This window comes from Thiohalocapsa sp. ML1, assembly GCF_001469165.1.
In the GTDB taxonomy this organism is placed as follows: Bacteria; Pseudomonadota; Gammaproteobacteria; order Chromatiales; family Chromatiaceae; genus Thiohalocapsa.
Genome location: NZ_JABX01000018.1, coordinates 76932 through 102515, shown reverse-complemented (window position 1 = coordinate 102515; position 25584 = coordinate 76932). Strand labels below are relative to the sequence as shown.

Annotated in this window: 14 protein-coding genes, 1 pseudogene and 1 CRISPR repeat array; of the genes and pseudogenes, 13 read left to right on the top strand and 2 right to left on the bottom strand. The window is 66.1% G+C overall.

Annotated features, from left to right (window positions below; genetic code table 11):
- Positions 1-178 precede the first annotated feature (178 nt).
- Positions 179-1294: a hypothetical protein gene (locus tag ML01_RS13280; protein WP_058555882.1), complete on the top strand. Its 1116-nt coding sequence runs from the start codon at positions 179-181 to the stop codon at positions 1292-1294.
- 31 nt (positions 1295-1325) lie between these two features.
- Here the strand turns inward: ML01_RS13280 and cysC are convergent, their stop codons facing one another.
- Positions 1326-1991, bottom strand: coding sequence for an adenylyl-sulfate kinase (gene cysC, locus ML01_RS13275; protein WP_058555881.1), 666 nt, complete (start codon positions 1989-1991; stop codon positions 1326-1328).
- A 611-nt stretch (positions 1992-2602) separates the two neighbouring features.
- Between cysC and ML01_RS13270 the strand changes: the two genes are divergently transcribed.
- The 9 genes from ML01_RS13270 (at position 2603) to cas2 (ending at position 13826) form a co-directional block, all read left to right on the top strand.
- Positions 2603-3598: a YafY family protein gene (locus ML01_RS13270; protein WP_162268020.1), complete on the top strand. Its 996-nt coding sequence runs from the start codon at positions 2603-2605 to the stop codon at positions 3596-3598.
- Between the two features lie 38 nt (positions 3599-3636).
- Positions 3637-3852, top strand: a complete 216-nt coding sequence (locus ML01_RS13265) for a hypothetical protein (RefSeq protein ID WP_058555879.1) — start codon at positions 3637-3639, stop codon at positions 3850-3852.
- 513 nt (positions 3853-4365) lie between these two features.
- Positions 4366-4509, top strand: coding sequence for a hypothetical protein (locus tag ML01_RS28745; protein ID WP_156427709.1), 144 nt, complete (start codon positions 4366-4368; stop codon positions 4507-4509).
- A 93-nt stretch (positions 4510-4602) separates the two neighbouring features.
- A complete protein-coding gene (gene cas7u / locus ML01_RS13260; RefSeq protein ID WP_058555878.1) occupies positions 4603-5868 on the top strand; it encodes a type I-U CRISPR-associated RAMP protein Csb1/Cas7u in 1266 nt (421 codons plus the stop codon).
- On the top strand, positions 5868-7688 hold the full coding sequence (gene csb2 / locus ML01_RS27285) for a type I-U CRISPR-associated protein Csb2 (RefSeq protein ID WP_082674246.1): 1821 nt from the start codon (positions 5868-5870) through the stop codon (positions 7686-7688). The genes cas7u and csb2 overlap by 1 nt, the downstream gene beginning before the upstream one ends.
- Complete coding sequence (gene cas3u, locus ML01_RS13250; RefSeq protein WP_058555876.1) at positions 7685-10696, top strand: type I-U CRISPR-associated helicase/endonuclease Cas3; 3012 nt, start codon at positions 7685-7687, stop codon at positions 10694-10696. The genes csb2 and cas3u overlap by 4 nt, the downstream gene beginning before the upstream one ends.
- Positions 10677-11585 (top strand): hypothetical protein, encoded by a 909-nt coding sequence (locus ML01_RS13245; RefSeq protein ID WP_058555875.1) that lies wholly within the window; start codon positions 10677-10679, stop codon positions 11583-11585. Before cas3u ends, ML01_RS13245 begins: the two co-directional genes overlap by 20 nt.
- Positions 11586-11756: 171 nt before the next feature.
- A complete protein-coding gene (locus tag ML01_RS13240; RefSeq protein ID WP_058555874.1) occupies positions 11757-13496 on the top strand; it encodes a CRISPR-associated endonuclease Cas4/Cas1 in 1740 nt (579 codons plus the stop codon).
- A gap of 36 nt (positions 13497-13532) precedes the next feature.
- Positions 13533-13826 carry a CRISPR-associated endonuclease Cas2 gene (gene cas2 / locus ML01_RS13235; RefSeq protein WP_058555873.1) on the top strand — a complete coding sequence of 98 codons (294 nt, stop codon included), beginning with the start codon at positions 13533-13535 and terminating at the stop codon, positions 13824-13826.
- Between the two features lie 268 nt (positions 13827-14094).
- Positions 14095-21335: direct repeats of the CRISPR family, unit length 36 nt; unit sequence ATCTCCGCGGCGAATTCGCCGCGGCCTCATTGAAGC.
- Between the two features lie 476 nt (positions 21336-21811).
- Here cas2 and ML01_RS31365 read toward each other — a convergent pair.
- A pseudogene (locus ML01_RS31365) lies at positions 21812-22003 on the bottom strand (dynamin family protein); the annotation flags it as partial.
- 639 nt (positions 22004-22642) lie between these two features.
- On the opposite strand from ML01_RS31365, the gene ML01_RS13225 reads away from it, so the two are divergent.
- The 3 genes from ML01_RS13225 to ML01_RS13215 all read left to right on the top strand — a co-directional run bounded on the left by ML01_RS13225 (position 22643) and on the right by ML01_RS13215 (position 25561).
- On the top strand, positions 22643-23050 hold the full coding sequence (locus ML01_RS13225) for a hypothetical protein (protein WP_058555871.1): 408 nt from the start codon (positions 22643-22645) through the stop codon (positions 23048-23050).
- Positions 23023-24504 (top strand): ImmA/IrrE family metallo-endopeptidase, encoded by a 1482-nt coding sequence (locus ML01_RS13220; protein WP_082674245.1) that lies wholly within the window; start codon positions 23023-23025, stop codon positions 24502-24504. The genes ML01_RS13225 and ML01_RS13220 overlap by 28 nt, the downstream gene beginning before the upstream one ends.
- A gap of 94 nt (positions 24505-24598) precedes the next feature.
- Positions 24599-25561 (top strand): hypothetical protein, encoded by a 963-nt coding sequence (locus ML01_RS13215; protein ID WP_058555869.1) that lies wholly within the window; start codon positions 24599-24601, stop codon positions 25559-25561.
- Positions 25562-25584 lie beyond the last annotated feature (23 nt).

Sequence of the window (25584 nt, the reverse complement as noted above, 5' to 3'; positions counted from 1 at the left end):
AAGAGTTAAGGGTGAAGTGTGAAGGGTGAAGGGTGAAAAAGAGAGACCACGGACGCGTTTCAAACTTCAAACTTCAAACTTCTCTTCAAACTTCAAACTTCAAACTTCAAACTTCAAACTTCACCCTTCAAACTTCTCTTCAAACTTCACCCTTCAAACTTCAATCTTCAATCTTCCCATGCCGCTGCTGGCCGTCGCCGCCATCACCCTGCTCCTGCCGCTCGCGGGCGCCATGCTCGGCGGCATCCCGCTGAGTGAGCTGCTGCAGTTGCCGCTGCGCGAGCGCGCCTGGGACCCGCTCCAGCCGAGCCCGCTCTACACCTGGGTGCTGGACGGCCTGGTGCTGCTGCTGCTCGCCGCGGTGGCCTTCACCGCCTGGCCACGGCGGCCGCGCGCCGGCCGGTTGCCGAAGTCGCCGCCAGGCCGGCTGCCGCGCTTCGCGTGGTTTGGCCCACTGGCGCTGTTGCTCGCCGTCATCACCGCTGATGCCGCGGCCGTCAACGCCACCATCGGGCTCGTGCTGCTCGCGCTCGCCATCCTCGCCAACGCCGACACCCAGCGGCGCACCGGCAGCTCCCTCCTGAGCCAGCGCCCCGGCTATTTCGCGAGCCTCTTCGCCGCCAGCCTGGCCGCCGGCTGGCTGTTCTACTGGCTCAATCTGTTCCTGGAGCTCTGGCGCTACCCGCACGCCACCGAGGCGGTGCCCTTCGTGCTCGGCTGCTCGCTGGCCTACGCCGTGCTGCTACCGGCGCTATTGAGCGTTCGGCAATGGCTCGCGTCCTTCCCGGCGCTGCTTAGCGCCGTCAATCGCGCGGAGCTGCGCGACGACATCGGGCCGGCACCCCAGGAAGGCTGGATCTTGGCCGGCGTCGCGCTGCTCGGCCTCGCCGGCGCAGCGCTGTGGCCGGACTGGATCTATCCGCTCACGCTGAGCGCACCGCTCCTCCTCGCCGTGGCGGTGCAGCACCTCAGGCGACGGCCGACGCCCTTTGCGGGCATCATCGACGGTGACTGGAGCCGCGTGCTGCTGCCGGCCCTTGCGGCCGTGCTGTTGGGGCTCGTCGTGCAGGGCTGCAACGTGTGGCTCGGGCCGGCCTGGATCACCGAGCTGCCGCTGCTCGGCGGCCCGGCGCTGTTCGGGCTGCCACTGCCCGGCTGGGCCTGGATCGCGCTGCTCGGACCGCTCGGCGTCTGGCTTGCGGACCAGCTCACCGCGCCCTGGCAGCAGCAACCACAGCGGCCACCGCCGCGCACGCGCTTCCCGGTCAGCGTCGAGCGCGGCAGGCGCCCCTAAAGGCCACCCGCCGCTCCCGGCTCCCGCAGGCTCAGCGCCCCGCCGGCCGCGGAATGATCTCGCGCTCAATCAGATAATCGATCACCCGGTGCGCCAACTGCTCCGGCGTCTCCGTGCCGCCTTGCAGCACTAGCTCCGGCGCCTCCGGGGCCTCGTACGGATCATCGATGCCCGTGAAGTGCTTGATCTCACCGGCGCGGGCCTTCTTGTAGAGCCCCTTCGGGTCGCGCTCCTCGCAGATCGCGAGCGACGTATCCATGAACACCTCGATGAACTCGCCATCGCCCAGCGTCTGGCGCACCCGGTCCCGGTCCAGGCGATAGGGGCTGATGAACGCCGTCAGCGCGATCAACCCCGCCTGGCAGAACAGCCCCGCCACGGCACCGATGCGCCGGATGTTCTCCTCCCGGTCCACCGCCGTAAAGCCCAGGCCGAAGCGCTCGGCAAACACCTCGCCGTGCATGTCCTTGAGCACCCCGGGGCCGGCGTTCAGCCCATGCCGCACGTTGTCGCCGTCAAGCACCGTGCTGTGGAAGCCGTAGCCCCACAACAGATGATCCAGCGTGTTGGCCACCGTGCTCTTGCCGGAGCCGGACAGCCCCGTAAACCAGATCACACAGCCCTTGTGGCCGTTCAGGCGCTCACGCGCCTCCCGAGTCACCTGGTGCTCATGCCAGGTCACGTTATTGTCAGTCATTGGATTTCGGTCTCGATGCGGCAACTGCTGCGGACAGCAAAGGTGAAAAAGCGCCCGGCGGCGCCGGGACAGCGCGGAAGGCAAAACGCGCAGTCTACCGAGCACGCGCCCCCGCGCCAATCGGAAGCCGCTCCCACAGCGCCGCGCCGCGCCTCCCCCGTGGGAGCGGCTTCAGCCGCGACCGCTACCGCACCACCCCATCGCGGCTAAAGCCGCTCCCACAGCACCGCGCCGCGCCTCCCCGTGGGAGCGGCTTCAGCCGCGACGACTACCGCACCACCCCATCGCGGCTAAAGCCGCTCCCACAGCGCCCCGCCGCGCCTCCCCGTGGGAGCGGCTTCAGCCGCGACGACTACCGCACCACCCCATCGCGGCTAAAGCCGCTCCCACAGCACCGCGCCGGGCCTCCGCGTGGGAGCGGCTTCAGCCGCGACGACTACCGCACCGCCCCATCGCGGCTAAAGCCGCTCCCACAGCACCGCGCCGCGCCTCCCCCGTGGGAGCGGCTTCAGCCGCGACCGCTACCGCACCACCCCGTCGCGCCCTGGTGCTGGCCCCCATGTACACGATTACTGCATAATTACGGCACCGCTGACCACGGACCCATGGCCATGGACAAACTGCACCGCATCACCGAGCTCAAGCGCATCCTCCAGAACCGTCGCACCCCCATCACGCTGCGGCAGCTCACGGAGCAGATGCAATGCTCCGAATCCACCGCCCGGCGCATGCTGCACAGCTTTCGCGACGACTTCGGCGCACCGCTCGGCTTCGACCGCCGCCGCGGCGGCTGGTACCTCGCCAACGCCGCGCCCGAGGGCACCAACGAGCTCCCCGGCCTCTGGTTCACCACCGCAGAGCTGCACGCCCTGCTCGCCGCCAGAGAGCTTCTGTCGCAGCTCGGGCCCAGCCCGCTCGCCGCCGAAACCGCCGCCATCCACGCCGGCATCGAGCGCCTGCTCGCCCAGCGCGGCATAGCCCCCGCCGACATCACCCAACGCGTCCGCCTGCAAGCCCCCGGCATGCGCCCCTGCCCCGGCGACACCTTCGCGCTCATCACCCGCGCCCTCTTCGAGCGCCGCCGCGTGCGCGTCCGCTACCTGCCCCGCGGCCGGCCGACCGCCGCCGACGAGCCGCCCCGCGACATCTCCCCGCAGCGCCTCACCTGGCTCAACGGCAGATGGTTCATCGACAACTGGTGCCACCACGCCAAGGACCTGCGCCGCTTCGCCATCGAGCGCATCCAAACCGCCGAGCTTCTTCCCGACCCCGCCGAAGACCTCCCCCAAGCCGACCTCGACGCCCGCCTCGACAGCGCCTACGGCAGCTTCACCGGCCCACCCACCGCCACCGCCATCCTGCGCTTCACCCCCGAGCGCGCCCGCTGGGTCGCCGAAGAACAATGGCACCACCACCAGCAAGCCAGTTGGCTCCCCGACGGCCGCTGCCAGCTCAGCCTCCCCTACGCCCGCCCCGACGAGCTGCTGATGGAGATCCTCAAATACGGCCCCGACTGCGAAGTCATCGCCCCACCCGAGCTGCGCGCCGCCGCGCTGGAGCGGCTGCGGGGGGCGCTGGGCGTCTATGCCGAGACGGACAGCCGCTAACCCGCATTCGCCACCCAACACCCCCGCGGAGCAACCCCATGCCGGAACAACCCTGGCAAGCCAATATTCGCCGCTGGCGCGAGCTGCCCCCCGAACAACGCCTGCGCATCAGCCTCCGCCTCATCCCGCGCAAGGTCGCCCGCAGCATGGCCTTCGCCGGCCAACCCGTAGACGAGCAGATGCTCAAAGACGAGCTGGAGCGGCTGCTGGCGCCGCTTGGGCTGTCGATCCGGGCGCCGAAGGACGAGCCGTGACGGCGCAGCACGGCGACCTTGCGCCCGCCCTGCGCGCGCTCCCCGCGCCGCGCGCGCGCATCGATCCAACGGAGTCCTCTCGCGACACCGCTCCAGCGGTGTCGCGCGTCTCCGGGCGCTCTGCGCCCCGGTGCGATGCGAGCAAAGCGCCCAGCACAAAGGCATCCCGACTGGCGTCGACGCGCCGCCTCGGCACCCGCCGCCACGGCTCCGCCGCCAGCGCACGACGCGGCGAGAGGCAGAGCCGCGGCGAGCCATGCCGAGGCACAGCCCCGGCACCAGAGCAAAAGCGGCCCCGACTGCCAAGTCACCGCCCCGCCCGCGCTGAACACCACGCCGTTGGAGTAGTTGCGGGGAGGCGTAGGGCGTCTATGCCGCGCGCTAACCCCATATGTGTACGGAGCGATCTCCACGCTATCCGACGATCGGGGGTTTCCTGTCATGTTCTGACAGGGTAAACACGGATAATCCCCGGCGATGCGGCCAGAGACCCGCGACCCAGGAATCGGAACCATGCAATACGACGACAGCTTCCGGACGCTGTCAGGCGGACACGAGCCAAGAGACTGGCAACGGACGCTCGCGTCCGAGAGCGACTGCCTGAACCGCGCTGCCCGCATCCAGACGGGCTTCGGCAGTGGATCTGGCACCGAATGATTCCGCAACGACGCCGACTCGCCGCGGTGCCTGGTCTGATGCGCGCGTGTGCGACTGCTGGCGGAACAACGTTTACTCAACAGGAGAGAGCCAATGTCACTGAGCGTCGATCAACTCCATAACCTAGTAGCCGGTGACGCCGTTGCCATCCGCGGGACGGCGACGCTGGAGCCCGCCGGCGGGCCGGGAGACAAGATCTTTCCGCCGACCCATGCTCTGGACGAAAAGAACAAGAAGCCAGAAGCCGGTGCGAAGTACGCGTTCGAAACGCGCCGTATCAACGGGCACGACGTGAAGTGCGTGCTCATCGACTCGGTGCAGAGCCAAGCGAACCGGATGGAAGAGGCGCTTCAGGCACTCTGGCTCGATAAGAAGATTGCCCTCCCGGTCGTCAGCATCGACTTCCGCTCGGTCGCGCCGGAGGTGGGCCGGATTACCTCACTCACTGCACCTCACCGCATATCCGATGCACTGCTGCGAGACAGCCTGCTGGACGGTCAGCTCTTCCGGCTCTCGGAAATCGGCAAGTCCTTCACGGACGCCAGTACCAGGAACGCGACGGCGTTGTTCAAGGTTTGCCCGACGGGGCTGGTTTTCGGCCTGTGGGACAGCACAGGGCCGAAAGGCGGCCTTGGCGCCAAGTTCCAGCGCACGCTAGTCTCAGAGATCGTCGGCATCAACGCTGCCATTGGCCGCAAGACCGCAAGCCGTATCGATCCCGTTACAACCGGCAAGACAGACCAGGATATTTACAAGGCGGCTAGCCGCGATGAGATGTGGACGTTGGACCCAGAGCAAGCACTGACGGAGGGCGATCAGCCTGTCAAGGTCGGTAAGAAAGAGAAGGCAGGGAAGCCGTCGGCGATTGTCCTCGGCAACATCGCGCCCAGCATCGACGAGGTCTCCGGCGGTGTCACCATCGACGAGGCGAAGCACACGGTGGTGCTCTCGCTCGCCTCGCTGCGCCGTCTAGAATTCCCCACTGGAGCAAAGGAAGCCCGCATGGTTCTTGCTGCGCTCGGGTTGCTAGCCATATTTGCCGCCCAAGGCCGCGGGCATGATCTCCGCTCGCGTTGCCTGCTCGTCCCACGCATAGCGGAGATTGATGGGAAGAAGCAGAGTCTTTGCCTGCGGTTGGAGAGTGTTGGTCCCGATGGCATGACGAAGCCCGTAGAATTGGACCTTGAGGGTGCCATCGCGCTGTACAACGATACGGTTGAGGCGCTACCCGATGGGCTTAAGTTCGATAAGCCTGCCGGCGAACCCCTCGCAGTGCTCACACCTTCGCCGAAGCTCGCCGACCTCGTGAGAAAGAGTCGCGAGCTTGCGGCAGCAGAGGCCGACGTAGGAGACGAGTGATGCTCGCCATCGAGGTCGAGCTCCTAACGGGGCGCTATGCGGCGACCGCCCACAATGATCGCGGACGGGCCGAATGGCCACCACATCCCGCACGCTTTTTCTCGGCACTGGTTGCAGCACTCCACGACCACAAGGACGCGAAGCGGTCCGAGACAGAGGCGCTCATATGGATCGAGCAGCAGGGAGCGCCAGCGCTGTGGGTCGATACAGAATCGCGGATAGGTAGGCGACAGGTACAGGATGTATATGTACCAGTTAACGACGTAACACTTTGCTTGGACACTGAGATTCGTGAAGCCGAGCATAATGCGCAAATTGCGCGAGACAGCTTCGTTTCTGCCGAACGGGCCGTTGTAGATGCCCAAGAGCGGCTCCAGGCAATAGAAGACGAGCTCAAACGCCAGCGGACGACGGCACCCGACAAGAAGCAGGCATTGGCCGAGCCGAAGCAGGATCTGGCGGCTCTAAAGGTGGCTCTTGCAGGTGCGAAAAGGACCCTAGACAAAGCTGAGCGGCGACTCGCCACCTCGATTGCTGCGCCACAGGTTGTCGATCTGTCACCATCGGCCACGGCGCTCGAAACGGCGACTGCACTCATGCCCGCGCCATTCGTCGGCTACGGCGGCAAGGATGACAAAGGCCGCATGAAGCGGCAACAGGGCCGAACGCGACAAGTACGCACCTTCCCTGTCGTGCTCCCTGAGACGCCGACCTTCGCGTTCGTCTGGCCCACGGCCGATCCTTCTGCGCATCGGGCCGCGCTCGAACAACTCTGCGCGCGTGTAACCAGACTGGGCCACTCGTCTTCGCTCGTGCGATGCAGCGTCATCGAGCGCGATGTCGCCCTAACGCTTGTTCCAAGCGACGAGGGACACATCGTCCTGCGTGTGGTCGGTCCCGGCCAGCTCAAGCGGCTCGAAGGAGCCTTCGTGCACCATAAGGGCGTCCAAAGCCGCGTACTCCCCGCACGTCCGCAACGCTATCGCGCGCCGTCCAACGCCGCCACGCATCCTCCCCCGGCGGAGAGCCTGTTCTCGACCGACTGGGTCATGTTCGAACGCGTCGGCGGATCACGCCCGGTCGCTACTCGCGCGACCGATCTCGCGCGTGCGCTGCGTGGCGCGCTGATTGAGATCCACGGCAGTCAGGACCTTCCGACCGTGCTCTCGGGTCACGCCGCGAACGGTCCGGCGGAACAGCCGCATGTCGCCTTCGTCGCGCTGCCTAACGTCGGAAACGAACACGCCGACGGAGCGATCATGGGTATCGCATTGGTGCTGCCGCGTAACCTCGGCGAGAAGGAGCGCGAACTGCTCCTTCGGCTCGTCGCGAAGTGGGAGCAAGAACGTTCGGACCAGCGAAGGAACCTGACGCTGGCAGGTGGAACGCTGCCGTCCTTTATTGTTCGGCGCGTGGATGTGTCAGCAAAGGCTGCCCTTGATCCAACACGGTGGTGCCGTGCCTCCAAGCGGTTCATCACCGCGACGCCGATCGCCCTCGATAAAAACCCGGGCAACCTGCGCAGCAACTTGGACCGCACCGCGCATAAGGCCGCGCTGGAAGCACAAGAGAGCATCCGCGAGGCATGCCTTCGCGTCGTCGGGGTTCGCCCGTCTTCGGTCGAGGTGTCCCTGGCGCCGCTGCTTCCGGGGACGCAGCACGTGCGTGATTTCCTGCCATGGCCTGGCCGCCCAGGTCGAACCCCGCGTGTTCGTGTGCACGCCGACATCCGCTTCGAGGCGCCCGTGAGAGGCCCGCTCTTGCTCGGTGCGGGGCGCTTTTTCGGCCTTGGTCTGTGCCTACCCGTGGAGGACCGATGACGCTTTCCACATCCGACTTCGGTGCCTTTCACGCAGCCGTGCATAGCGGCACCCGGCCCTTCGAATGGCAACAGCGGCTGCTTGAGCAGGTCGTCCGAGACAAGACATGGCCGAAGGTGCTCGACCTTCCAACCGGGGTGGGCAAGACGACATGCATTGACATCGCGCTCTTCGCGCTGGCGCTCGACGTGACCAACGAGGACTCAGAGCGTTGGTGTCCTCGCCGTGTTGTGATGGTCGTGGACCGCCGCATCGTTGTCGATCAGGTGGCCGAACGCGGGCGATCCTTGTTGCGCGCCTTGGTGACGAGCACGGATCCGATCGTGCTAGAGGTCGCCGGGCGGCTGCGCTCCCTGACGCGCAAGGGGGAGGAGCCCATCGGCGTATTCACCCTCCGCGGAGGCATGCCGAAGGACGACGGCTGGGCGCGCACGCCCGATCAGCCGCTCGTCGTCGCCTCAACCGTCGACCAGGTGGGCTCGCGAATGTTGATGCAGGGCTACGGTGTAAGCCAGGGCATGAAGCCCGTGCATGCGGGCCTGCTGGCGAACGACACGCTGCTCCTCCTTGATGAAGTCCATCTCTCCGAGCCATTCAGGCAGACGCTCGATCAGCTTGTGCACCTGCGGACGCGCTTCTCGGGTAGCGGCGTGAAGAGCCGCTTTGCACACGCGTTCTTGTCGGCGACGCCTGGTGCTGAACCAAAGATACGGTTCAGCCTGCTCGACGGCGAGAAGAAGCCCGATTCGCCCCTCGGCCCGCGCCTGCACGCGAGCAAGCCCACGCAGCTTATAGAGGTGGATGATCGGACCGCGCTGGAGAAGGCGTGCGCCGATCAGGCGAAGGACCTGCTCCAACGGCATCGCACGGTTGCCGTGGTCGTCAACCGTGTTGCTAGCGCGAGCGCGATCGCACGGGAGCTCACCGAGTCTCTGGGAAGCGATGTGATGGTAACCCTGCTTACGGGCCGCATGCGACCCCTCGACCGGGACGACGTGCTGCGTGAGCTGCGTCCAGCAGTGCAGACGGGGCGCAACCGGAGCGACGATAGCCCGCGACGCATCATTGTTGGCACCCAGTGCATAGAGGCGGGCGCGGACTTTGACTTCGACGCCCTCGTTACGGAGGCCGCAAGCCTAGACAGCCTTCGACAACGCTTTGGCCGGGTGGACCGCCTTGGGGAATACAAGGACAGCGAGGGCATGATCGTCTACGACAAATCCGTGAAGGACGATCCTATCTACGGCGAAAAGCTCCTTGAAACCATCAAGTGGCTAAAAGCCCGGCAGAACGAGCGGCAAAAGAGGCTGAAGGCCGAGCTGACCAAGCTCAAAAACGAGGCCAAGAAACTCAGCGGAGAAGCGAAGCAGCAGGCCGAAGAGCGACTGGCCAGAAGAGCCCAACTCGATTTCGGTATTCTCGCGCTCGACCTCCCGAGCGGCGAGGAACTGAAAAAGCTGCTCGCACCCAAACCGGATGCACCGACGCTGTTGCCCGCGTACCTCGACTTGTGGGCGCAAACCTCACCCGCGCCCAGCCAGATTCCCGACGTGAGCCTTTGGCTGCACGGCCCAAGCAGCGGACCACCCGACGTCCAGGTTGTATGGCGGGCGGATCTCTCCGAAATGGTCCTTCAGAGCGGCGACATTGAGGCCGCGACCGCCATCGTTGCGTCGGTTCGACCTTCGAGCCTTGAAGCGATGTCGCTGCCCTTCGTGACGGCGCGGGCGTGGCTCGGGAGTCAGGCCATGCACGATCTCGGTGATACCGAGGGGGCGACGCCCGACGACCGCGACGTGCCGAGAACACCAGGGCGACGCGCGCTCCGCTGGAGAGGCGAAGAGAGCGAGATCGTCTGGGCGCAGTCCGAGTCGGAGCCCGCACTAAAGCCGGGTGACACCATCGTCGTGCCGGCATCCTACGGTGGTATCCAACGCGCTTGCTTCGATTCTGCCTGTACCGAGCCGGTTCAAGACCGCGCTGAGCAGGCGGAGTTCTTCGCGCGCGCGCGGCCTGTGCTTCGCTTACATCACGCCGTTATCGACAAGCTCGGCCTCGCGCTCCCGCTCGACGATACCGACGAGGCGCGAACCACGCTCGGCATCCTCGCCTCGAATCCCGACTGGCCAGCGTGGCAGCGCCTCTGGGCAGAGAAGCTCTCCAAGCGAGGTAGTTCCCTCGTCGTACCAGGGGACGATCCCTGGACGGTGATCGAGGCGAAGCGCGTGCGGCTCGCAGAGCTCCGACGTGTCGTCCGGCCCGAAGACACGCTGGAAAACGGCATCGAGCTGACAACCGACGGCGACGACTCCTTTCATGCGGGGCGTAAGGTCTCGCTTGCCGAGCACAGCGCCGACGTCGAGACATTCGCGCGGGAGTACGCGATACGCTGCGGGCTCGGCACATCCCTCGCCGAGCACATCGCGCTCGCTGCATGGCTTCACGACATTGGCAAGGCCGACCGGCGCTTTCAGCTCATGCTGCGGGGCGGGAGCGAGATTGACCTTTTCAAGGATGAGACGCCTTGGGCCAAATCACCGATGCCGCCCGGCGCGCGCGCGGCGCACCGACTGGCGCAGCGGAAGAGCGGCTATCCACGAGGAGCGCGCCATGAGGTACAGTCGCTCGCGATGGTCCATGGACGGCTGGAGGCCGTGGAGGGGAAACTGAAGGAGGTAGGCGCGACAAACGAGCCCGATCTCGATCTGGTCCTACATCTGGTCGCGAGCCATCACGGCTACTGCCGCCCTTTTGCGCCGGCTCTCATCGATGAGAGTCCTGTCGATGTGATGCTTGCCGGGCACACGAGCAACACTTTCGGCGAGATCGACTTTGCCGCAACAACGTCCTGCAACGGACTTCACCGCCTCGACTCGCCGCTTGCGGACCGTTTTTGGGGGCTGGTCGCGAAGTACGGTTGGCAGGAACTGTGTTGGCTGGAGGCGATCCTTCGCCTGGCCGATCACCGGGCGAGCGAGGAGGAACAGAATGCAGACGCTGACACTTGAAGGCATCGATGGTCAACACCTCTGGGGGTTTCTTTCCGCATTAGGCACTCTGTGGCTGCTGGACGACCACGCGCGTATGGAGAAGCTCAACGTTCCCAGACTGGCTTTTAAGCAGGATGGGACGGCAGTGATTTGCTCCCCGGTGGCGAAAGACCAACTCGCTCCAGTGCTTCTGACTAGGTTGCGGAAGCTCCTGCCATACCTTGAACAGTCGCTTGCAGGCTTGGGGAAGCCTAGCGACTTCACGCAGTCGAACTACGAGCGCATTGCGCGCCAGAGCGACCCGGACAAGCTGGACTTTCTTGCTGGTTTGGCATGTATCGTTGGCGACGAAACGTTCGAGTCTACGCTGTGCGCGGCCAACGGAGCAAGCCATCAGAACCTGATTCAATCCATGCGCGATATTCTTAAACTCGTCGAGGATGAGCATGTGCGGCTTGCGTTGCTTGAAACTTGGCGGAGGGCCTACAGCGTACCGGACGAGAAGCGTAAGCAACTCCAGCTTGGCACGCGAAAACCTACTCTTCGCCTCGATCCGTCGGACGAGCGGCTCTATGCGCTCCGCTTCTCGAATCCAACGACGACGGATGACTTCAGGACCGAGCTTGGCGCGCAGGCGCTTGCCATTCCAGCTTTCTCTTTGTTACCGGTCACGCCGCGCAAGCAGGCAGTCACTGTTGCTTCGACGCGGCATCGACAGAGAGTCACGTTCTTCTGGTCGCTCTGGAATGTGCCTGCAACCCTGCCGACTGTACGGTCGCTTTTATGGGAGGGAGTTGGACGCCCCCACGTCCACCGACAACGAGGTGTCTTCGCCGCCTTCAGCGCTGACCGCGTATCCGGCGCGAAAGGAAAGCTGTCATTCGCACCGTCAAACGGCGTTTGGTAATGTCCGCGTACTTGCGCTAAAGCAAATCCCCGACCCAACAACCACCATCCGCCGCCACACAACGCAAAACGCTGACTATACTCGGATCTCGTGTATCGGTGTTCGATAAAGCACACGGGCACAGCAGTCCGCTCCCGGCAACGGCCAGGAACACATCGGCAGGAGGACACCATGGGCAACTACACGACAGAAGGCCAGCAGGATCTCGCACTCCCCTTCCCGGAGGTTTCCGGCGACGTGCCGCTGCTGCCGGCGCGGATGATCAACGAGTTTTGTTACTGTCCGCGGCTGGCCTACCTTGAGTGGGTGCAAGGCGAGTGGGACGACTCGGCGGACACCGTCGAGGGCCGCTGGGTGCATCGGCGTGTCGACCAGCCGGGCGGCAAGCTGCCGCCGGTGGAACAGGCCAAGGGCAAGGACGACGAGCCGGATGAAAAGATCCACGCCCGCTCCGTCGAGCTGGCTTCCCCGCGGCTGGGGCTGATCGCGCGCATGGACCTCATCGAGGGCAGCGGCACCACCGTCACGCCCGTGGACTACAAGCGCGGCAAGCGTCCGCACGTGTCGCGCGGCGCCTATGACCCGGAGCGCGTGCAGCTCTGCGTGCAGGGCCTGATCCTGGCCGAGCACGGCTACACCTGTACCGAAGGTGTCCTGTACTACGCCGGCAGCCGCGAACGCGTGCGCGTGATGTTCGACGACGAGCTGCTCGCGCTCACACGGCAGACCATCGACGGCCTGCGCTTCACGGCCGCGGGCGGGCGCATCCCGCCGCCCCTGGAAGACAGCCCCAAGTGCCCGCGCTGCTCGCTGAACGCCATCTGCCTGCCGGACGAGACCGCGTTTTTCCGCGGCGCCGACATCGCCCCGAGGCCGCTGGCCGTCGGCATGGACACCCGGCTGCCGCTCTATGTGCAGGCCTTCCACGCCAAGGTGAGCAAGTCCGGCGAGCGGCTGGAGGTCTCCATCGACGACAAGAAGGTGCAGGAGGCGCGACTCATCGACGTGTCGCAGCTCGCCATCTTCGGCAACGTCTACGTCACGACGCCTGCGATGCAGGAGTTGATGCGGCGCAACATTCCCATCAGTTGGCACAGCCACGGCGGCTGGCTCATGGGGCACACGGTCGGCACCGGGCACAAGAATATTGAGCTGCGCCGCGCCCAGTTCCGCGGCGCCGACGACCCGGCCTTGTGCCTGCGCATCGCCAAGACCCTGGTCGAGGCCAAAATCAAGAACGCCCGCACCATGCTCCGCCGCAACTGGAAGGGCGCGGAGGGCGCACCGGCCGCGCTGCTCGAAGACATCAACGGCGACATCCGCCGGGCGCAGAAGGCCCCGGACCTCGAGTCGCTCCTCGGCGTCGAGGGCAGCGCGGCGGCCCGCTACTTCCGCGAGCTGCCGAACCTCCTCAATCCGCCGAGCGACGACCCGACCCCGAGCTTCGACTTCAACAAGCGCAATCGCCGCCCACCGACCGACCCCGTCAATGCCTTGCTGTCGTTCGCCTACGCCTTGTTGACCCGCGTCTGGACAAACACGCTGACCGCGGTCGGCTTCGACGTCTACCTCGGCTTCTATCATCAGCCGCGCTACGGGCGCCCGGCCCTTGCGCTGGACATGATGGAACCGTACCGCCCGCTACTCGCCGACTCCGCCGTCATCCAGGCGATCAACAACGGCGAGGTCCGCCCCACGGACTTTATCCGCGCCGCCGGCAGCGTCGCGCTAGGCTCGGACGGACGCAAGCGCTTCATCGCCACCTTCGAGCGCCGCCTGAGCCAGGAGGTCACGCACCCCCTGCTCGGCTATCGGCTCAGCTACCGCCGCCTGCTCGAAGTCCAGGCCCGCCTCTTTGCGCGCCACCTGCAAGGCGAGTTGGACCACTTCCCGCAGTTCACCCCACGCTGACGTGCCCTGCCCCGAAGCCGCTGCCGAGACCCGACGATGGACCAGCGCCTGTACATCGTGACCTACGACATTTCCGACCAGCGCCGCTGGCGGCGCGTGTTCAAGCTCATGAAAGGCTACGGCGAGTGGGTGCAGCTCTCCGTCTTTCAGTGTCGCCTCACCCGGCAGCAGCATGCGGAACTGATCAGCCTGCTTGACGGCGTCATCCACCACGGCGAGGATCACATCTTGCTCCTAGACTTCGGCGACGCCGACCACATCACCCCGCACGTGGTCAGCCTGGGCAAAGCGGACTTTACGCCCGTGGAGCAAGCGCCGATCATTGTCTGAACCGGCGCAGAACGACACCAACGCGCGTCCGCGCTTCGCCTGATCCCAGCGAGCCCGAGCACACGAGGCACTCCGCCGCCTGCCCGCGAGCGCTCCAGTGCCGCCCAAAACCCGGCCAGCGCTCGCCACGGACAGATCTTTAACAATGAGCAACTTGCCGGCTTGTCCTCAAGCCAAGTTCAAGCCGTGCACAGAAAACTTGACCTAGCCCCCCACCGCTCGCAAACTGCTCCCGGAAGCGCACCCCATCAGGGCTCCCGCGCGAGCGATCTCCGCGGCGAATTCGCCGCGGCCTCATTGAAGCGCCCACATTGAGCGGCGCGGAGAAGCCGGCGGGCAGATATCTCCGCGGCGAATTCGCCGCGGCCTCATTGAAGCCGTTGGCGCGGCGGGCGCATCGTCGGCACCGCCGCGGATCTCCGCGGCGAATTCGCCGCGGCCTCATTGAAGCATCGACTTCCGCAGCGTGATCGTTGGCGCGGCTGCGCATCTCCGCGGCGAATTCGCCGCGGCCTCATTGAAGCTACCGCGCCGATGCTTTTGCGCAAACGTGGGACCCTGATCTCCGCGGCGAATTCGCCGCGGCCTCATTGAAGCCGCCCGACGGCCAAAGGCGGCCTGCGCCGCGGCGCCATCTCCGCGGCGAATTCGCCGCGGCCTCATTGAAGCTGACAACCAGAAAGATCGTGCGCGAGCATTTCGAGTCATCTCCGCGGCGAATTCGCCGCGGCCTCATTGAAGCTTGGGTTTGGATGGCGTTGACGTTTTGCAGCAGGAACAATCTCCGCGGCGAATTCGCCGCGGCCTCATTGAAGCAGGCCGCAGTAATCGCCCACGCCCGCGGCCATCTGCATCTCCGCGGCGAATTCGCCGCGGCCTCATTGAAGCGGCGAGCAGCTCGCCTTTTGGCGCGGCAAGCTCGCCGACATCTCCGCGGCGAATTCGCCGCGGCCTCATTGAAGCACGCCGACGCGCGCCATCCAGTTCGACGACCGGCGGATCTCCGCGGCGAATTCGCCGCGGCCTCATTGAAGCGCACCTGGCGGGACACCGTTGCGCCTGGCGCATAGTATCTCCGCGGCGAATTCGCCGCGGCCTCATTGAAGCTCGATGATGCCGGCGTCGGCGTCGGCCAGCTCGGCGATCTCCGCGGCGAATTCGCCGCGGCCTCATTGAAGCGTCTGGAGCGCCTTCGGGCCGGTCCCGGCCTGCACCATCTCCGCGGCGAATTCGCCGCGGCCTCATTGAAGCGCCGGCGTGGACATCGACGACGACGACTGGCGCGCCTATCTCCGCGGCGAATTCGCCGCGGCCTCATTGAAGCGAGAGCTCAAGCCCGTTCCGCGGGCGCATCGCCGCCATCTCCGCGGCGAATTCGCCGCGGCCTCATTGAAGCGACGGTCGGGTGGCGGCTGCCGGCGCGCTCGGACTTATCTCCGCGGCGAATTCGCCGCGGCCTCATTGAAGCTCTCACTGCGGAGTCGGACACGGCCGCGCTCGCGGCATCTCCGCGGCGAATTCGCCGCGGCCTCATTGAAGCAGGCGCCGCTGTCCCACAGCCACACCCACTTATTGCATCTCCGCGGCGAATTCGCCGCGGCCTCATTGAAGCAAGTCCAGCCCCGGCGACGACACACCATCCACCCAATCTCCGCGGCGAATTCGCCGCGGCCTCATTGAAGCGATGTGGCGGTCCATACGTGCACGCTGCGCCGCCCGATCTCCGCGGCGAATTCGCCGCGGCCTCATTGAAGCGGCGCTTGAGATCGGGTGGCACGAAAACGCTAGCGATGCCATCTCCGCGGCGAATTCGCCGCGGCCTCATTGAAGCAGGTGGGTGCGGCCCTCTTGGATGCGCTGGGCATACATCTCCGCGGCGAATTCGCCGCGGCCTCATTGAAGCAAGAGTTATTTTTCATATCCTCAAGGTACTCTGGGTATCTCCGCGGCGAATTCGCCGCGGCCTCATTGAAGCCAAATGAAAAAATCACCGTCCAAAATCGCGAACGACATATCTCCGCGGCGAATTCGCCGCGGCCTCATTGAAGCGGCGTCGTGCGCGGCGAAGGTGGCACGGCGCAGGATATCTCCGCGGCGAATTCGCCGCGGCCTCATTGAAGCTCGTATTCGCAATCGCGCAGAATGCGATGCCGAGATATCTCCGCGGCGAATTCGCCGCGGCCTCATTGAAGCGAGAGCGGGCTCCGCTTCCAGCGCCAGCGCGTGCAATCTCCGCGGCGAATTCGCCGCGGCCTCATTGAAGCTCGATGGGCGGCGCGGTCGAGGAGGTCGAGCAGTCCGCATCTCCGCGGCGAATTCGCCGCGGCCTCATTGAAGCGAAAATATCGAGATCTCCGAAGACCCCGCCTTCGCCGATCTCCGCGGCGAATTCGCCGCGGCCTCATTGAAGCAGGCCGGAGACGGACAGCCGGTCGATGTCGTCGAGGCATCTCCGCGGCGAATTCGCCGCGGCCTCATTGAAGCTCGGGCGCGCGCGCAAGTGCCGCACCGCGTCTAATGTATCTCCGCGGCGAATTCGCCGCGGCCTCATTGAAGCTTCACGCTGTATCACGAGGCGTTGGGCGCCGTGTCGTGATCTCCGCGGCGAATTCGCCGCGGCCTCATTGAAGCGAAAGTAATGCTGCCGGCAGTCGGCGACAGGCCCGTGATCTCCGCGGCGAATTCGCCGCGGCCTCATTGAAGCTGCGTGCCGCGGAAACGCGGTTCAGCCACAGCTCGCCATCTCCGCGGCGAATTCGCCGCGGCCTCATTGAAGCGGCGGCGCGAACAGGCTGGCGTAGCGCGGGACGATATATCTCCGCGGCGAATTCGCCGCGGCCTCATTGAAGCCTGTCCAAGCTGGACATCGAGCCGATGAAGGCCTTATCTCCGCGGCGAATTCGCCGCGGCCTCATTGAAGCGTGTAGCTGTCGGACAGCCGCGCGAGGATCTCGGCGCATCTCCGCGGCGAATTCGCCGCGGCCTCATTGAAGCTGCTCGGGCGGCTGCGGGTGGGCGATCTGCGCGTGCATCTCCGCGGCGAATTCGCCGCGGCCTCATTGAAGCTCGGCGGTGTCCTCCATGCCGCCTGCCACTTCGACGATCTCCGCGGCGAATTCGCCGCGGCCTCATTGAAGCCACGCAGCGTGCCAACTTCGCGCTGTTCCACGTGGAAATCTCCGCGGCGAATTCGCCGCGGCCTCATTGAAGCGCGGACCTGCCGGCGCGGCAGGCCCGCATCCTCAACATCTCCGCGGCGAATTCGCCGCGGCCTCATTGAAGCCGCGGGATCGAGCCTGCTGGGCAAAAACTTTTACCATCTCCGCGGCGAATTCGCCGCGGCCTCATTGAAGCGGCGGCCCATGTCGGCTCGCTGTCCGACGCCGCCGCAATCTCCGCGGCGAATTCGCCGCGGCCTCATTGAAGCCCAGGTGCCGTCCGCGGGTACCGGCGTCGAGGTCAGAGCGATCTCCGCGGCGAATTCGCCGCGGCCTCATTGAAGCCCGAGATAGGTGGAGTAGGTCAGCCCCGTCTCGGGATCTCCGCGGCGAATTCGCCGCGGCCTCATTGAAGCCGGGAAGCCGAGTTCGCATGCAACCACTGCGGCTCGATCTCCGCGGCGAATTCGCCGCGGCCTCATTGAAGCGCCGCTATGTCGCCGCTGGAGCAGCAAGCCGTCGCCGATCTCCGCGGCGAATTCGCCGCGGCCTCATTGAAGCGAGCGTCGATCCCGACCGGATCGGTCCGCGGAGCTGTTTATCTCCGCGGCGAATTCGCCGCGGCCTCATTGAAGCGAGGACTTCGGCTCGCGCCTCGCGGAGACGCTCAATGATCTCCGCGGCGAATTCGCCGCGGCCTCATTGAAGCGGCTGGCGGTGATCCCCGCCGGCACCGAGTGCCCAGCCATCTCCGCGGCGAATTCGCCGCGGCCTCATTGAAGCAGATATCTGCTCAGGAACAGGTTGTAGGCGATCTTCCATCTCCGCGGCGAATTCGCCGCGGCCTCATTGAAGCCCTCGCTGGCAACCATAATCCGCCGGTTTCACTTGCATCTCCGCGGCGAATTCGCCGCGGCCTCATTGAAGCGAGAGGCACGCCACCATGCGCCGAGAAACCAACCTCCATCTCCGCGGCGAATTCGCCGCGGCCTCATTGAAGCGGCATAGGGCTCACATGACATATCGACCACCAGTTGATCTCCGCGGCGAATTCGCCGCGGCCTCATTGAAGCGCTATTCGCGGCGCAACCCGGGCGTGAAGATCATGGGATCTCCGCGGCGAATTCGCCGCGGCCTCATTGAAGCGCCGCGGGCCGCGAGCAGTCGCGCCGCGAGCTGCTCGAATCTCCGCGGCGAATTCGCCGCGGCCTCATTGAAGCAACGCCCTCGGCCATCGCGGGCCGCAGCGCGCCCGCGCCATCTCCGCGGCGAATTCGCCGCGGCCTCATTGAAGCGAGCGTCGATCCCGACGGGGTCGGGTCGCGGAGCTGTATCTCCGCGGCGAATTCGCCGCGGCCTCATTGAAGCGCGATCGTGACCCAGCAGTGGGGCGATTGGGCCTCGCGATCTCCGCGGCGAATTCGCCGCGGCCTCATTGAAGCGCGACGCGGTCACGCCGCTGGGACAGATCACCAGCATCTCCGCGGCGAATTCGCCGCGGCCTCATTGAAGCCGCCTTGAGCTGTGCGCGCATGTCGAGAAGCCGCTGCATCTCCGCGGCGAATTCGCCGCGGCCTCATTGAAGCGTGGGGCGGCCAGGTAGTGGGGCTGCCTGGCGAAGCCGGATCTCCGCGGCGAATTCGCCGCGGCCTCATTGAAGCGTCTGCCGGTCGAGGCTCTGCCAGCTCACCGGCAGCATCTCCGCGGCGAATTCGCCGCGGCCTCATTGAAGCGGCACCCCGCCCCCCGGCCCGCCGCCCCGCTGCAATCTCCGCGGCGAATTCGCCGCGGCCTCATTGAAGCGCGGCGCTGACCGGGCTCGGCAGCGTCGTCTTCCGCGATCTCCGCGGCGAATTCGCCGCGGCCTCATTGAAGCATCCAGGCCGGCGGCGTCCGCCCCCTGCCCGAGCGCCATCTCCGCGGCGAATTCGCCGCGGCCTCATTGAAGCCTGTTGTGCCTCCGCCCCGGGCCAACAATCAGTCGCTCCATCTCCGCGGCGAATTCGCCGCGGCCTCATTGAAGCTCCTTCAGCGCCGCGGCGGAGAATCGCTCCGGGCAATCTCCGCGGCGAATTCGCCGCGGCCTCATTGAAGCCGCGCTCGCTGCGCGGCATGCTGTGTCTGTGCTCGGCATCTCCGCGGCGAATTCGCCGCGGCCTCATTGAAGCTGGCGAGTGAGATCATCGCGCCGCCGCCGGCCCGGATCTCCGCGGCGAATTCGCCGCGGCCTCATTGAAGCAAGCTCTTCTTGATGCTGCCGAAGTTGGAGTTGCCCTATCTCCGCGGCGAATTCGCCGCGGCCTCATTGAAGCGTGCGAGCAGCACGCAGGCCAGGCGGAGGCGACGCTGATCTCCGCGGCGAATTCGCCGCGGCCTCATTGAAGCCTTGGCTGGTCCACTATGTACGAGGAGCTTGAGGGCATCTCCGCGGCGAATTCGCCGCGGCCTCATTGAAGCGCAGCGTCTTTCGGCGGGTAGCTGCTGTTGTACAAGATCTCCGCGGCGAATTCGCCGCGGCCTCATTGAAGCGCGAGACCGGGGAGGCGGATGTCTACGAGGTGCGCATCTCCGCGGCGAATTCGCCGCGGCCTCATTGAAGCGGCGGCGGCGAGCTGTGGCTGAACCGCGTTTCCGCATCTCCGCGGCGAATTCGCCGCGGCCTCATTGAAGCGAACCGAACGGAGTCCAAGGCGTTGCCGGCCGCCGCTATCTCCGCGGCGAATTCGCCGCGGCCTCATTGAAGCTAGTATGCGGGTTTCTGGCGCAGCAGTTCGCAACCCAATCTCCGCGGCGAATTCGCCGCGGCCTCATTGAAGCTTCATCAAAGTCTCGACGCGGCCCGTGCCCGTCGCGTATCTCCGCGGCGAATTCGCCGCGGCCTCATTGAAGCTACCTGCCTGACTCTGGCGTGGAGGATGGGCAGGCGTGATCTCCGCGGCGAATTCGCCGCGGCCTCATTGAAGCATGTCTACGTGCCGTCTGGCGCGGAGATGGAGCGACCGGAATCTCCGCGGCGAATTCGCCGCGGCCTCATTGAAGCCCCGTCGCCCAGCCGCCGCCTAGGCCCTCGTGGTACAATCTCCGCGGCGAATTCGCCGCGGCCTCATTGAAGCAGGAAGACGCCGCAGACCGGCTATTCGCTCTTCAAGATCTCCGCGGCGAATTCGCCGCGGCCTCATTGAAGCGTCATGTCGCGTTCCCCAAAGTTGAGCCGCCGACCCATCTCCGCGGCGAATTCGCCGCGGCCTCATTGAAGCGACGCATCACAGCGCCGCCAGGTGCACCGCGCAGACCATCTCCGCGGCGAATTCGCCGCGGCCTCATTGAAGCTCGGTGGCGTTGTGGGCGTGGTCGGCGTCGGCGTCGCCATCTCCGCGGCGAATTCGCCGCGGCCTCATTGAAGCGATGGCTGCGGCGAGTAGCGATTGAGCGTCGATCCCGACATCTCCGCGGCGAATTCGCCGCGGCCTCATTGAAGCCCCCCCCAAGGGCGAAGTGTGGACGCTGCCCCATTGCATCTCCGCGGCGAATTCGCCGCGGCCTCATTGAAGCAACGCTTCCGCTTGCGCGCCCATCATCGCCCTTGGGGGATCTCCGCGGCGAATTCGCCGCGGCCTCATTGAAGCTAGCCGTTCCGCTTTGCCCGCGGCTACCACGCTGCGGATCTCCGCGGCGAATTCGCCGCGGCCTCATTGAAGCAGTCTGTTGGTTATGCGCATCGATAGATACTCCGAATCTCCGCGGCGAATTCGCCGCGGCCTCATTGAAGCCGGTACTCGGGCGCGGAGTACTACCAGCCGCCGGCGATCTCCGCGGCGAATTCGCCGCGGCCTCATTGAAGCGGCTCGGCGCCCGCCGCGAGCGTCCGCTCGATGCGATCTCCGCGGCGAATTCGCCGCGGCCTCATTGAAGCTTCGCGGTAGCGGTGACGCGGTTCGGATTCCCCAGTATCTCCGCGGCGAATTCGCCGCGGCCTCATTGAAGCGCCATCGCAGCCTAGCCGCAGCACATGGCCGGTACCATCTCCGCGGCGAATTCGCCGCGGCCTCATTGAAGCCGGAGCCGCGTGTGTACTTGGAGCTGCCGAGCGATGCATCTCCGCGGCGAATTCGCCGCGGCCTCATTGAAGCACCTTCGCGATGCGCCGGCACAGGCCCTGCGCCAGCGATCTCCGCGGCGAATTCGCCGCGGCCTCATTGAAGCACCGGCAGCGACGGCGGCACATAGGCCGCGCCGATCTATCTCCGCGGCGAATTCGCCGCGGCCTCATTGAAGCATGAGTCTGGCGGTGACGCCCAAGGACGGCGCCAGCAGCATCTCCGCGGCGAATTCGCCGCGGCCTCATTGAGTATCCAGGATCTCCAGATCGCCGTTCAGGAAGGCTGAATCGAGCGCAAGCCGCACCTCGTCGATGCAGACGGCGCGGGTCTCGTCGGCGACGAAGACCGTCAGTGCGTCGGGTTCTACCGGCTCGCTGCCCCCGAGTTGGTCGATCAGGGCGCGATCCAGGACGCTGACCAGCCGCAGAAAGGCACGGCCCATCTGCCAGCCGGGCCTCTCCGCCGCGGGCAGGTCGGTGCCGAGTCGGTCAGTCGCGGCCAGATAGGCGCGCAGCGCAGGCAGGTAGTGGTCGCGCAGCCAGGCGGATGCACCGGCGTCGTCATCCAGCGACGACCAGTCGATGTCCGGCAGGGAAGGCGCCTCAACCAGCGCGGCGGCGGCCTGCCCCGAGGCGTTGCCGAGCGTCACCCGGTCCGCGTCCACCTGCTGCTGGATTTCCGCGAGCAAGGCCCGCGCGGACTTGTACTGCACCTGCGCGCTGTTCTGGCCATCCGGGGAGAGGCGGATGCGCGTGACTGTAGCCGTGGTCGCCTGCACGCCGACCGCGAGGCAGTCCACGCCCAGCAATGTGTTGATCAACGTAGACTTTCCGCTGGAGAAGCTGCCGAGCACGGCCAGCTTGAGACCGTGCTCCGAGAGCTCCCGCAGCCACGTGATGGTCTGCCGCCAGTCCGCCATCAGACCATCGTTCGGGCGCCCGAAGTGCAGCCGTTGCAGGTGCTCGCCGGTGGCGGTCAACTCGTCGATCAGTTCGCCGAGGTCTCGGCTGAACTGTTCAGGTAGGGTAGGTGTCCGGATGCAAGTGTCCATGGCCGTGCGCATTCCCGTTGTTGTCTACCCTTGCTGTGATGCCGCCAGTGCCGGGGCTCGCGCGTCGGGTCGATGCCGGTGTGTCCGTGCGCCGGCGCGCGGTCGCTGCACGGCGCTTAGTCGAACCGGAGTAATCCCTCCTGCAAACTTGGTACGGACGGGAAACCTTTTGTGGACGAATCGGATCGGCACACATTATAGTTCGCCACATGCGCCTACTCCCCGATCCAGGTCGCTGTCCGCAGCCGGGCGCGGGCGCCTAGGCACGTCTCGGCTGGGTTCCCAGTTGGTCGCCGGCCTGCCCGGCGATCTGCGAGCGCTCGTGTCCTTGGTCGTAAGTGCCCCGCCGGCACGGCCGAGGCCGGCGCGCTTCGGGTCTGCCAGCCAATCAGGCGCCACCGCGAGTAAACCAACGCGCGCCATAGCCTATAATCCCACCGATCGTGACGCTTGGCCCGCAACCGACCTCTTGCGCCTGCCCCTTGTCTACGGAAAAGACCACCCCTTATGACCGAAGCACGACGATGGCGCTACGAACGCGGCGAGGGACGGACCAAGCACCGGTGGCAGCATGACTACGCGGGTTTTGTCCCGGCCGAGCGCGGTGCCTGCGGCAAATGCGCCAGCTCGATCAATCAGGAACTGGCAGAGCAGCTATTGAACGAAGGCGTACCTTTCGCCGAGATGGGCGATCACGACTGGCCATCGCGGATTTACGCCGTGTACCAAGGGGCCATCTATGAGGCGGTGCCGACGATTCCTGGAACCTCCTACCATGGTTATCCCTGGCGCGGCGACCTGCCCGGGCGCACCCCGCTGCCGAGGGCGATTCTCCGCAAACTCGAAGCCAAGGCACTTGAACGCAACGAAGCCAATGAGCTCAAGCAATGGCTGAAACAGTACGGCGGACGTTGACCGTCGGCGCGCCTGACGGGCTGCAATTCGAGCTTTCGCTGGTGCCCTATCCACCGGCGGATGTGGCCGGTTCGGCTTGGGGCGACGGCGTGCTGCGGGTCTGCGGGGAAGCTGTCTGGTGCGCAGACGACGGCGCCGGCGGTAACGTCCCATTGCGCTGGACCTGGGTTGATGTGCTGGAGTTTCTGGCAATGAGCTGGCCTTGGCTGCTGCTGGAAGAGACATGGCCGGTGCCGGTCAAGCCGCTCTTTCCACGCGATCTGCGAGCCGAGGTCGAGCGGCGATGGCAGCAGGAGAGTCTCGCAGAAGCGGACATTGATCGTGAGGATGAAGAGGTCTACCGCTTTCTGCTCCGGCACGACATGGCGATGGGCCTGAAGGGCCTGTTCGTGCCATCGCTGATCATCATGCGCATGGGCCAACAGTTTGTGTTGTCGTGCCCCACCTTGCAGCGGGATGTTTTGCGACCGGCTGACGAAGTCATCGCGACGCTGACCGAACTGGGTGATCAACTCGCGGCGGTGCTTGCCGAGCATCCGGCGCCGCGGGCGCTATTCGCATGCGATCTCTGGCAGCGGCGTCGGGCGAGTCTGCTGACGCACGTCGTTCAACTGCGCAGCGGGCTTGACGCCGGGGCCTTGGAACAACTCGCCGCGGATAGTGCCGCTAATGACGCGAGCTGGTGGGAGCTCGACCCCGAGCAGCCGGACGCGGACACGGAGCTGTTCGCTGCCGCGCGCATGAGCATCGGTCATCTCGATATCACGACGCAGTGTGCGGTGCTTGACCTTATCCGCGAGACCCCGCCTTCGCGCTGCCCCGTGTTGGATGGTCTGTCCGCGCGGCTGCGGGCAGCATTCGATGAGCGAGGCCCGCCGTTCGCTCAGGGCTATTGGATCGCCAACTGGCTCCGGAGCGCGCTAGGGCTGGCGCCGCACGAACCCGTGGACCCGCTGCAACTGCTCACCGACTGGGGAGTAGTGGTCGGCGCCGTGGATCTCGGCGACGGCGCTCTGGAGGCCATCGCGGCCTGGGGGCCGCGCCACGGACCGACGGTCCTGCACCGGCCAGTGTGCGATCAATCGCCGGGGGACGGCCGGCCCTATCCCCAAACCCGGCTTCGGGCAACTCTCGCACACGAGATCTGCCACTTGCTCGTTGACCGGCAGCGTGCACTCCCGGTGGCGGACGTACTCGGCGGAGCCAGCCCGGAGTACCCGGAGAAGCGCGCCCGCGCCTTTGCTGCGGAGCTCCTGCTGCCGCGCAAGACCGCCGCTGCTGCGGTGCGAGATGAGCAGAGCCTCGACAAGGCCGTGGCCACATTACGAGCCCGCTTTCAGGTCAGTCGCGACATCGCCGGTTGGCAGGTCCGGCGATCCGACGCCTTTGCCTCGCTGAGCCGCCTGGAACAGAAACGGCTCGAGGAAATGGTGCAAGCGGGGGCTTGGCCGTAAGGCCCTCGGTTCCAACCCTCTGGCGGCCCCGGAAACAAAGCGCGGCCCCCTGACGCCCCGCGCATCGACCAAGCAGCAACCGAAGCGACAACACATGCACGACCCCAACCTGATCGACGACCCCGAGCGCCTCGCCACACTGCACCGCCTGACCACGCCCGTGCCGCTCAAGGAGCTGATGGACTATGTCCACTACGATCATGTGGACGTGCTGCGCGAGGCGAGCCATCGCCTGGGGCTCTTTATCCTGCTGCGGCGCACCAATCCGGAGTCGATCAAGTATGTCGGCTGGCAGGGATTCGTCCCCAAGCCGCTCGCCTGCAAGCCCAAGACGGCGAAGACCGATGCGCGGCTGCCCGATGCGGGCGGCCGGATGATCCGCAGCGACTGCGCCGGGCTCGTCGTGGACCCGCGCCGGGTGGGGGCCTCGGCCTTCGGCGGCAGCGCCGAGACGCATGCCGCGGCCATCGCCACCTGGGACAAGTACTGGGCCGGGGGGCCGCCGCGCGGTTTCGCCGTCCAGGATGACACCCAGTCCGGCTATTTCGGCTGTGTCATGCGCCGCGGCGAGGGCACGCAAGTGTTCCCGTCAAGCCGAACGGCGGGCGCCCGGCTCGCGGCCGAATCCATCCGCACCGGAACGCTGGAGCAGCCCGGCGCGCTCGGCTTTCAATTGCTGCCGGAGCACAACATCGACCGCCATGCCTTGAGCACCCTGCCTAAGGGCTGCTCCTACATCCACGGCGACTACGACCTCTACGCCCTGGTCCACAAGGATCGACCGGGCTCGCGCGTGCCCCGCGCCGGCGCCTTCGACGGCGAGGGCCACGTGCACGGCGAGGACTGGCGGCGCTTCGAGGCCCTGGTGCGCAGCCGCATCGGCATCGACATGATCCAGCACGGCAGCCAGGAGCATTTTTCCGACCACACCGACGAGACCGTGGACATGTTCTGCCCAACCGTCGATCGGGACCTGTGGCATGTGAAGATCGACGGCGTGCGGGCCATGGAGCGGGTCTACGCCGAGCTCTTCGGCGGGCGCGCGCCGGCGCGCTGAGGGCGGGCATCCGCGCGCGCGGC

Excerpts from the sequence above, each read along its gene's own strand:
- ML01_RS13280 (WP_058555882.1), top strand. The coding sequence starts at position 179 with ATGCCGCTGCTGGCCGTCGCCGCCATCACCCTGCTCCTGCCGCTCGCG.
- cysC (WP_058555881.1), bottom strand. The coding sequence starts at position 1,991 with ATGACTGACAATAACGTGACCTGGCATGAGCACCAGGTGACTCGGGAG.
- ML01_RS13270 (WP_162268020.1), top strand. The coding sequence starts at position 2,603 with ATGGACAAACTGCACCGCATCACCGAGCTCAAGCGCATCCTCCAGAAC.
- ML01_RS13265 (WP_058555879.1), top strand. The coding sequence starts at position 3,637 with ATGCCGGAACAACCCTGGCAAGCCAATATTCGCCGCTGGCGCGAGCTG.
- ML01_RS28745 (WP_156427709.1), top strand. The coding sequence starts at position 4,366 with ATGCAATACGACGACAGCTTCCGGACGCTGTCAGGCGGACACGAGCCA.
- cas7u (WP_058555878.1), top strand. The coding sequence starts at position 4,603 with ATGTCACTGAGCGTCGATCAACTCCATAACCTAGTAGCCGGTGACGCC.
- csb2 (WP_082674246.1), top strand. The coding sequence starts at position 5,868 with ATGCTCGCCATCGAGGTCGAGCTCCTAACGGGGCGCTATGCGGCGACC.
- cas3u (WP_058555876.1), top strand. The coding sequence starts at position 7,685 with ATGACGCTTTCCACATCCGACTTCGGTGCCTTTCACGCAGCCGTGCAT.
- ML01_RS13245 (WP_058555875.1), top strand. The coding sequence starts at position 10,677 with ATGCAGACGCTGACACTTGAAGGCATCGATGGTCAACACCTCTGGGGG.
- ML01_RS13240 (WP_058555874.1), top strand. The coding sequence starts at position 11,757 with ATGGGCAACTACACGACAGAAGGCCAGCAGGATCTCGCACTCCCCTTC.
- cas2 (WP_058555873.1), top strand. The coding sequence starts at position 13,533 with ATGGACCAGCGCCTGTACATCGTGACCTACGACATTTCCGACCAGCGC.
- ML01_RS13225 (WP_058555871.1), top strand. The coding sequence starts at position 22,643 with ATGACCGAAGCACGACGATGGCGCTACGAACGCGGCGAGGGACGGACC.
- ML01_RS13220 (WP_082674245.1), top strand. The coding sequence starts at position 23,023 with ATGGCTGAAACAGTACGGCGGACGTTGACCGTCGGCGCGCCTGACGGG.
- ML01_RS13215 (WP_058555869.1), top strand. The coding sequence starts at position 24,599 with ATGCACGACCCCAACCTGATCGACGACCCCGAGCGCCTCGCCACACTG.